At 40.5% G+C, this 8,953-nt stretch carries 13 protein-coding genes; all 13 read left to right on the forward strand.

Annotated elements, in window-relative coordinates; all coding sequences use genetic code 11:
* Positions 1-19: 19 nt before the first annotated feature.
* Positions 20-361, forward strand: coding sequence for a hypothetical protein (locus tag YW9_RS0108495; protein WP_018279752.1), 342 nt, complete (start codon positions 20-22; stop codon positions 359-361).
* A gap of 64 nt (positions 362-425) precedes the next feature.
* Complete coding sequence (locus tag YW9_RS0108500) at positions 426-956, forward strand: hypothetical protein (protein WP_018279753.1); 531 nt, start codon at positions 426-428, stop codon at positions 954-956.
* Positions 956-1,420, forward strand: coding sequence for a hypothetical protein (locus YW9_RS0108505; protein ID WP_018279754.1), 465 nt, complete (start codon positions 956-958; stop codon positions 1,418-1,420). The genes YW9_RS0108500 and YW9_RS0108505 overlap by 1 nt, the downstream gene beginning before the upstream one ends.
* Positions 1,421-1,503: 83 nt before the next feature.
* Entirely contained in the window at positions 1,504-1,629 is a 126-nt protein-coding gene (locus YW9_RS13790; RefSeq protein WP_262481895.1) for a hypothetical protein, read from the forward strand.
* A 122-nt stretch (positions 1,630-1,751) separates the two neighbouring features.
* The gene (locus YW9_RS0108515) at positions 1,752-2,162 is read left to right on the forward strand and encodes a phage protein Gp36 family protein (RefSeq protein WP_018279756.1); all 411 of its coding nucleotides are present in this window, start codon (positions 1,752-1,754) and stop codon (positions 2,160-2,162) included.
* A 98-nt stretch (positions 2,163-2,260) separates the two neighbouring features.
* Positions 2,261-3,472: a phage portal protein family protein gene (locus YW9_RS0108520; protein WP_018279757.1), complete on the forward strand. Its 1,212-nt coding sequence runs from the start codon at positions 2,261-2,263 to the stop codon at positions 3,470-3,472.
* An 83-nt stretch (positions 3,473-3,555) separates the two neighbouring features.
* The gene (locus tag YW9_RS13150) at positions 3,556-4,806 is read left to right on the forward strand and encodes a minor capsid protein (RefSeq protein WP_155848755.1); all 1,251 of its coding nucleotides are present in this window, start codon (positions 3,556-3,558) and stop codon (positions 4,804-4,806) included.
* 127 nt (positions 4,807-4,933) lie between these two features.
* Positions 4,934-5,446, forward strand: a complete 513-nt coding sequence (locus YW9_RS13155; protein ID WP_155848756.1) for a hypothetical protein — start codon at positions 4,934-4,936, stop codon at positions 5,444-5,446.
* Positions 5,447-5,539: 93 nt separating this feature from the next.
* Positions 5,540-5,788 (forward strand): hypothetical protein, encoded by a 249-nt coding sequence (locus YW9_RS0108540; protein WP_018279760.1) that lies wholly within the window; start codon positions 5,540-5,542, stop codon positions 5,786-5,788.
* Entirely contained in the window at positions 5,772-6,110 is a 339-nt protein-coding gene (locus YW9_RS13350; protein ID WP_081615903.1) for a hypothetical protein, read from the forward strand. Before YW9_RS0108540 ends, YW9_RS13350 begins: the two co-directional genes overlap by 17 nt.
* A gap of 234 nt (positions 6,111-6,344) precedes the next feature.
* The gene (locus YW9_RS0108550; protein WP_018279762.1) at positions 6,345-7,388 is read left to right on the forward strand and encodes a DNA cytosine methyltransferase; all 1,044 of its coding nucleotides are present in this window, start codon (positions 6,345-6,347) and stop codon (positions 7,386-7,388) included.
* Between the two features lie 26 nt (positions 7,389-7,414).
* Positions 7,415-8,248, forward strand: a complete 834-nt coding sequence (locus YW9_RS0108555; protein WP_018279763.1) for a DNA adenine methylase — start codon at positions 7,415-7,417, stop codon at positions 8,246-8,248.
* A gap of 120 nt (positions 8,249-8,368) precedes the next feature.
* The coding region (locus tag YW9_RS12750; protein WP_018279764.1) for an ATP-binding protein at positions 8,369-8,953 on the forward strand (585 nt) is incomplete at its 3' end.

Here is an 8,953-nt window from a genome sequence, read left to right on the forward strand (position 1 = left end):
GTTGTGATTACCCTCCAAAATGAGAGCAGTTCCAACTGGCATCGGTTACGAGCGTGAACACGACGCCAATCAACACGCCAAAACGCTTGAAGATAAAAAAGTAACCAAGTTTGAAAGGTTTGTACAAGAACCAAGTGACAAGGACAAAAATCCAAGTGACAAGGACAAAAATCCAAGTGGCAAGGACAAAAATCCAAGTGGCAAGGACAAAAATCCAAGTGGCAAGGAGCAAGAAACAGGCGATAACGGAGGACAAACCAAAGACGAAGGTAATGACGAACTCAATGAGGGCGATGTGAATAAAGAGCCAAGTGACAAGGACAAAAATCCAAGTAACAAGGAGAAAAACAAGAAAAAGTAACCCGCAAAAGGCTTTAGGCAATACGCTTACGGCTTAAAGCCTTCTGCATAAAGCAACAAAAAAAATGGCAAAAGAAATTAGAACATTCGGGCTGAAAGCCTTACGTTTTGGAGCAGTCAAAGAAGACGGTACCGCTCCAAAAACTTCCGAAATGGAGGAACTCGTTAGAACTAAACGAGATACTTGTAAAATATCGGAAGATGAGACCCAAACCGATCCGCTTTATTGTGACCAAGAAGATGACCCTATTGAAATTTTTAAAGGCGAAAAGGGAGAAAAAACTATCGAAGTAGATACGTTCGATTACAACACCGAAACGCTTAAAAAACTCAAAGGCGGGACAGTAGCACAGGTGGAGGAAGACAGCCAACAATGGAAAGTATGGAGTGAGTCCACCACAGGCGAAGACATCTATAAAGCTGTTGAAATTGAGACTCGTACGGAAGTAAAATTCCGTTTTCCTAAATGTCTCATTTTAGCAAAATTAGACACTGAATTTAAACGAGGAGATGTGGTGTTACTTCGTTTAAAAATAAAACCTGTATCACCTGCTAACGGAAAACCAAGTGTTCAAATCCTATCAAAAGCTGAATAATGGAGAAAGCACATCAAACGGAATTTGAATCGGCAAATCTGTTACTAAAAAAGGGGGTAAGGATTCAACTCCTTATCCCTTTTCTTTGGCTTTTCAAACGGAAAAAAGCCTTTGTACTGACGTCTCCAACATTGGAAACTCAGCTTAAAATTGCTCGGCTGTATCTCACTATTTCGCCTGTCGGAAAGGAGGTCAGCATAACCGAAGCAATGGGCGTAATGGCGTTGCACGGAAAGACGGTAAGTCTGATTTTGGCGGTAACGCTCCGCAATGGCAAAGAAGGTTGGCGTACCCGACAACTCGCCAAAGTGTTGCAAAAAAGTCTTTCAGCGGAAGAAATCTTTTATCTGTTTCAACTCATTGTCATTCACGGTGGTGTGCAGGATTTTATAGCTACTATCAGATACATCGGGGAGCGACGGATAACCGCACCGATGCTGAGCCAAAACGAGAAAACGAGTTAAAAAGTGAGAGCTTTCATAGCGTTTTCGGACTGATTTTCCACATCGCCAAAGAAACAGGTTGGAGCAAAAAAGATATTCTACAAATGCCTTTTACTGAACTAACCCTAATGCTCGCCGATGCTCCTCGATTGGTGGAACAAGGTAAAACCTCCGTAGCAGAGAAAGAATTTGAATCCGATGAGGAATTGATTGAATTTATGATGAAGTAGTTAGCGAATAGCAATTAGCGAATAGTGGTTAGCAATTAGTTTATTAGCAATCAGACCCCTAACTCCTATACGCTATACGCTAACCCCTAATCACTGACCACTAACCCCTAATCACTTTTGAAATGTATTTAGAACCAAACGAACTCAAAACCCACGCTTATGCTCACGAGTTACAGGCAATTATCCAAGGCGATGAAACTATTGCGTTGGCTTCCATTGATACGGCTATTGAATTTGCCAAAAGTAAGCTAATGAAAGCCTACGATGTGGACGCTATTTTTAGCACAACGGGAAGCGACCGCAATCCGTTATTGCTGAAAATTGTTAAGGACATAGCCGTTTGGGAGCTTATCGGCTTAGCAAACCCGTCCATTGATTATCCCGACAAAAAATACCGATACGAGCAGGCGGTGGATTGGCTTACTGCCGTATATAAAGGGATGCCAGCCAATCTGCCTCTAAAAGAGGAACAAAACAGCAAAACGCAGTCATTTAGTTTACACAGCAACCCCAAGCGGGAGAATTATTTTTAATGGGGGCAATCAATAGGCTTTTAGTGGGCGAAATATATTTCGCCCTACTATTCGCTAACTACTAATCACTAATTGCTGACCACTAACAACTAAAAAGAATGAAGCATACAAAAATACATAAGACACTCACTTACTGCCTCCCTGTACGAACCCCACAGGACATCAGCAAATGGCGAAATGCTATCCGTTCAGCAGATTACGGGCGGGTATGGCAACTCGTGGAACTCTTTGACGATTTGTTACTTGACCCCGTGCTTAGCAATGCCGTTGAAAAGCGAATAATGGCAATTACTAATGCCGAAATTGTGTTTTCCAAAGGTAATAAGAATGTTCCACAGATAGATGATTTAATTGATACGCCCGAGTTTGAGGAATTGTTGCGGGAAATTCTGTTATCGAAATTCTACCCAAAAACCGTGTTGGAATTTGATTTTACCAACGGCTTTCAGGTAGTTTCCATTGACCGCCGACATTTTAACACTAAAGACAAAGTTATTTTAAAATCACTATCGGATACGGACGGAATCCCTTATGAGGGTAATGATTTTCTACTTCCATTAGGGAAAGAAAGGGAGTTGGGCTTATTCGTAAAAACCGCTCCGTATGCCATTTTTAAACGCAACGGAATGAGCGATTTTGCTCAATATTGTGAGCTTTTTGGGATTGATACGTTGGTGGGATTGTACGACCCTGAGGACGAAAACGGACGTGTGGAAATGGAAAATGCGTTCAAAAATCGGGGTGCGGGAGCAAGTATGACGATGAGCAAAAATGGCGATGTTAAAGTGGTTGGAACAAAAAGCACTGGAACTGTGGACATACACGAGCGTTTTGCGGACAAATGCGATGAACAAATGCTTATCGCCATTCTCGGACAAACGATGACGACAAAGGACGGCAGTAGCTACTCACAGGGCAAAGTTCACGCCCAGACCGAAGACGACATCAACAAAGCCGACCGCCGTTTTGTACAGCGTATTTTAAATACCGAAGTGCTGCCACGATTGGCAAAACGAGGGTATGATGTTACGGGCGGGTGGTTTCATTTTGCCGAGCAAAGCGAGAACCTGACCAAAAAAGAGCAGTTGGAAATCGCCGAGCGTGTCAACGCTATTGTGCCTATTGATGAAAATTATTGGTATGAAACTTTTGGTGTACCGAAAGGGAAAACTCAAGAGACAAGAGACAATGGGAAAGAAGCAAGTCGAGAGCCTCGACAGGCAGAGAAACCAAAACAACAAAAAGTAACCACCAAGAAGCTATCCTACTGGGAGCAGTTTTTGGATTTTTTCGGCGGAGCTCCTCGATAGAAATTCAGCTATACGAGGAGCTAAATTGGTCGGAACTTGAAAAGGAATATCAAACACTATGCTGTGGACATTCATACGCTGAATTGTCTTTTGCCGATGATTTGGAAGACTTTTTTAAGAAGTTATCCGAGCATTGGACGGATTTAATTCGTACGATTTACAAAAACAAAGGTTTGCCCGATGAGTTGATTTATGAGCCTATCGTAAGGGAACAAGCCCAGCAATTAAGCAAAGCCATTGAACAGGCTTTTGATGAGAGCGGTTACGACACGCCCGACCTTAAAATGCGGGAGTTTCTGAAAAAAAATGTTTGGGAATTTTCCGTTGCCAAAAATTACAACGACAACGTTGCACTGAATAATTTATTGCTAAAATCGGACGGCTCATTACGAAACTGGAACGATTTTAAGCGGGAAGCCCAAAAGGTGGTAGGTAAATCCATTCGTTACCTAAAAACCGAGTATAATACGGTTGTTATAGGAGCTCAGAAAGCAAGTTTGTGGAGTGATATTCAGAAGGCAAAACACCTATTTCCATACTTGCAATTTGATGTGGTGTTGGACGGACACACATCGGATATTTGTAAGCCTTTGCACGGTGTAATTGTATCGGTTGATGACCCGATGTTGAAGCATTATTTCCCACCGAATCATTTCAATTGCCGCACTACGGTAAGGCAATTACGAAAAGGGGTGCCAACGGAAAATTATGCCGTTCCTGACATTCCGGATGCATTTAAAAACAATCCCGGCATCACAGGAAAAGTGTTTACCCAAAAAAACAGCTACATCGTCAATACCCCCAGTGATGTATTGGTTTTAGCTCCTTCGTTGTATAAAGAAAATGAAAGAAATAAACGTTATGAAGGTATTGAATTTGAAGCACACAAAATAGGTAAGGGAGTTGTTGAAATTTATAAACACGAAACATTAAAAGATAAACAACGTAAGCAGACAGGGAGCGAATTTACCAAAAACAAAGAGGCTTTAACGCTCCTTGCAAAGCAAGGCGAAAAATACAGAATGTTGCCTATTGTTGAGGACGGGCAAACCAACCCCGATGCTTTCAATCTGAAAACAGAGAAATACGTAGATGTGAAAGTAACGGAGAGCAGTAATGGAAAAAATGTTATTCAAAGTGCCTTGAAGGAGGCAAACAGACAAGGCGTTAAGGAGGTTATTATTCAATTTACAAAGGAATTAACGTCCAATCGTGATGCTTTTGAGGCGTTAAGGGCAACGTTTAAACAAGGTCGGGCGAAAAATGTTGAAACCATTACGTTCATAATGTATGACAAACGGATATTAAGAGTTAATACCGCCCGATTTAAATAACAAAGGGGCAAATTAGCGAACTAACTTGCCCCTCGGGGGGGTGAAGGCTTACTCTCAGCTCACAGGTCTGAGTCCGACACCAAATATTTGAGGCAAAGATACAACATAAAATTAAAAAAACAACACTATGGCTACATTTTCAGGCAACTTTAACAAAATAATGGAGGCTGTAAATCAAAAGATAAGGGACGATATTCCACCACTTTTAGCCGGTACTGTACGAAATTTTGTACTTGAAAACTTTGAAAAAGAAGCGTGGCAAGGAGAAACGGAACAGCCTTGGGCTAAACGAAAAGACACCCAAAACACAAAGAAAATACTTATCGCCTCCGGTGAAGGAAAAGAAAGTATGAAACTACATATCCAAGAGTATAAAGCCATTATAAGCATAGGAGGTGGTGATTTTTCCTATATGAAATATCACAACTCGGGGAGTAATGAAACCACTACCCAAAATGTGAAAGCCTTTACCCGAAAAATCAAAAAGGGCAAACACAGAGGCAAGGAACAAAACGTGAAAGCCTTTACCCGCACCGTGCGACACAACCTGCCAAAACGACAATTCATAGGTAGGTCGCCCGTTTTGATACAAGAATTAAAAGAAATAGCAACAGAGGAATTGAATAAATTAAATAAATAGAGCGATGAAAAAAACAAAACAAACTTAGAAATCGTAAGCCGTAGAGAAAGCATTACGGCAATAGTTGTAATTAACGGAAATACAGTAACTTTTATGTACGATAAGGTAAATGATCAGGTTAGCGCTGTAGCATTTTCTGTTGCGAAAGGAACTCAAGGAAGTCCTGAATTTACAGGGCAAGAAATGTTTAGAGGTACGATGTACGGTAGAGGACTGAATGTAGAAAATTCGGTTTACACTCCAAAAATAGACTCCGCCCTACAAGATGAAATTTTTGCTATCGGGCAAAGCATTATGAACCCTGAACCCCAAGAAACCAAAGCCGATGATACGAGTGTGTAAAAGGCTCATTCCGAAAGGGTACAGAGCCATAACGCTGTATCCTTTCATTTTCGTGCGAGAACGAATGGACAAAAATAATGCCGTACTAATCAATCACGAGCGTATCCATTTGAGGCAACAGGCTGAATTACTGGTAGTGTTTTTCTACCTGTGGTATTTGCTGGATTTTCTTTGGAAATATGCCAAGTATCGGAATTGGAATAGGGCATACAGAAATATCATCTTTGAACGGGAAGCATACAATAATGAAAATGATTTGCAATACTTGAGAAAGCGGAAACATTTCGGATTTGCGGTGGACCACCACAGGCAGGAAATTTAAACGATTTTTAAAAGTGATTTAAACGGTTGGGAAACGAGCCTTAAATCGCCCTTGTCCCGTTAAGCATTTGCCTTATCGCTGCAAGTAAAAAAATAAGGAGGAAAAAATGTCCTCCGCTTTAAAAAGACGCCACATCTTTAAAAAATACACCCACAGGCTACGGAGGACAATAAGTCTTCTGTACCTGTGGGTATTTGTATTTTCTGATGTGGCGTTGCAAAAATACTAAAAAATATGAAATATCATTACAACTGGAAATTATCGGAAACAAAATTCGCTAAAAACAAGGGAAAGGTATTTAGTTGCTTTGCCTGTGGAGGTGGTTCAACAATGGGTTATAAATTGGCTGGGTTTGATGTAATAGGCTTTAACGAAATAGACCCACGAATGGCAAATCTGTACATCAAAAATCATCAAGCCAAATACCAATTTATTGAAGCGATTCAGGATTTTGTTCGTTGGGACGAATACCCCGAAGAACTCTACCATTTGGATATTTTAGACGGTTCGCCGCCGTGCAGTTCGTTCAGCGTTTCGGGCAATCGGGAGGCAGATTGGGGCAAAGAAAAAGTTTTTAAAGAGGGACAAAAAAAGCAGGTGTTGGACACGCTTTTCTTTGATTTTATTACACTTGCAGAAAAATTACAGCCTAAAATCGTGATTGCTGAAAACGTCAAGGGCATTCTACAAGGCAAAGCGAAATCCTATACCGAACGTATTTTACAAGAATTTGACCAAGCGGGTTACAAAGTCAATTACCATTTGTTAGATGCCTCCAAAATGGGCGTTCCTCAACGACGTGAGCGTGTGTTTTTTGTTGCCATTCGCAAGGATTTAGCCAAGAATGTGGACGAATTACAATTGAATTTCAATCAATCGCCCATTCTGTTTAAGGACATCAAAACTGACGAAAATACGGCAAGTTGGACAGCTCACGACCAAAACGTGTGGCAAAATCGAAAGCTGGGTGACCGCACCTATGCCGATGTTTTGAAACGCATTGAAAACCGAGATAGCAACTTTAACGCACAATTTATTTATGAGGACAAAGTACCGCCAACATTAGTGGCTTCGAGTGGTTCTAAAATGGTGCTTTTCAGCGAACCAAGAAAAATGAATCACACCGAACTGATACGTTGCCAGTCGTTCCCGCAAGATTATGATTTTGGAACTTCGGCATATTCATTCGTGCAATATGTACTGGGAATGAGCGTACCACCTGTAATGATGGCGAATTTGGTCGATGAAATTTATAGACAATGGAAAAAAATATTTTAGCATAACATATTAACAATCATATAAATATGAAGAAATACAAACAAGCCCCACTACCATTTCAGGGGCAAAAAAGACGATTTTTAAAGGAATTTGAAAAAGCACTGCAGGAATATCCAAGTAAAGGATTTTATGTAGATTTATTCGGTGGTTCGGGACTTTTAAGCCACACCGTCAAGCGATTATACCCGAATGCTACCGTGATTTATAACGACTTTGATGATTATCACAAACGTTTGGAAGCCATTCCACAGACTAATGCTATTTTAAGCGAATTACGCAATTTAAACCTTACCACACCTCGTGAGAAACGCATTGCCGGACTGGAACGTGAGGCGGTTCTTGCTGTACTAAAACGTGCTGATGAAAGCGGTTTTGTGGATTGGATAACGATTTCTTCCAGCCTTAAATTCTCAATGAATTACGGGTTTTCTTATGAGGATTTTGAGGGAGATACATTGTATAATTGTGTACATACCTCAAATTACGAATTAGCTACGGACTACCTGCAAGGTATTGAAATTGTGAAACTTGACTATAAAACTCTATTTAAGCAGTACAAAGATGTGCCGAATGTGGTATTTTTGATTGACCCGCCCTATCTGAGTACAGATACGGCAACGTATAACAGTAAAGACTATTGGAGATTACGTGATTATTTGGACGTATTAGATTGCTTACACGGGCAAAGTTTTTTCTATTTCACAAGTAACAAATCGCAAATCGTGGAACTGTGTGAGTGGCTCGAAACACGAACCAGCGACAATGCTAACCCGTTCAAAGGAGCTAACATTAGTACAACAGCAAATGCACCTTCGCATAACACTAAATTTACTGATATAATGTATCACATCAAAAGGTAGGGAAATAGCAAAAAAAACACGGCTCAATTGCCGTGTTTTTAGGTTTTTGTATATCTTTGCTTGTAATAGTAAAATCCTCAAAAAATGTACATTTCATTTTGAAAATAGGTACATTTCATTTTGCGGATTATATACGGCGGACAGTCAATTTCTTATCATCTTCCTTTGGATATAAATGAATTGAATGAAGAATTCCAACAGTATCTCAATTTTGGCGGTTATCCTGAAGTGGTTCTCTCTGAAAAGATTCAGAAAGATATGGGACGGTATGTGAAAAACGATATTGTGGATAAGGTGTTGTTGCGAGACTTGCCGAGTTTGTACGGCATCAAGGATGTTCAGGAACTGAACCGATTTTTTACCTACATTGCGTACAACACGGGCAACGAATTTTCTTTCGAAAAAATGTCCAAAGAAAGTGGCATACAGAAAGAAACACTCAAGAGATATTTGGAATACCTCGAAGCGGCTTTTCTTATCAAGGTGCTTAATAAGGTGGATATCAATGCCAAGAGGTTGAAACGAATAATGAGTTTTAAGATTTATTTGACCAATCCGTCGCTTCGTACGGCTTTATTTTCTCCCATAAAAGCCATTGATGATGAAATGGGAAATATGGTAGAAACCGCCGTTTTGTCGCAGTGGATGCACAGAGAAAATTTAGCCCTGACCTATGCTCGTTGGAAAGACGGCAGAAAAGAAGGC

This window comes from Capnocytophaga cynodegmi DSM 19736 (assembly GCF_000379185.1).
Lineage (GTDB): Bacteria > Bacteroidota > Bacteroidia > Flavobacteriales > Flavobacteriaceae > Capnocytophaga > Capnocytophaga cynodegmi.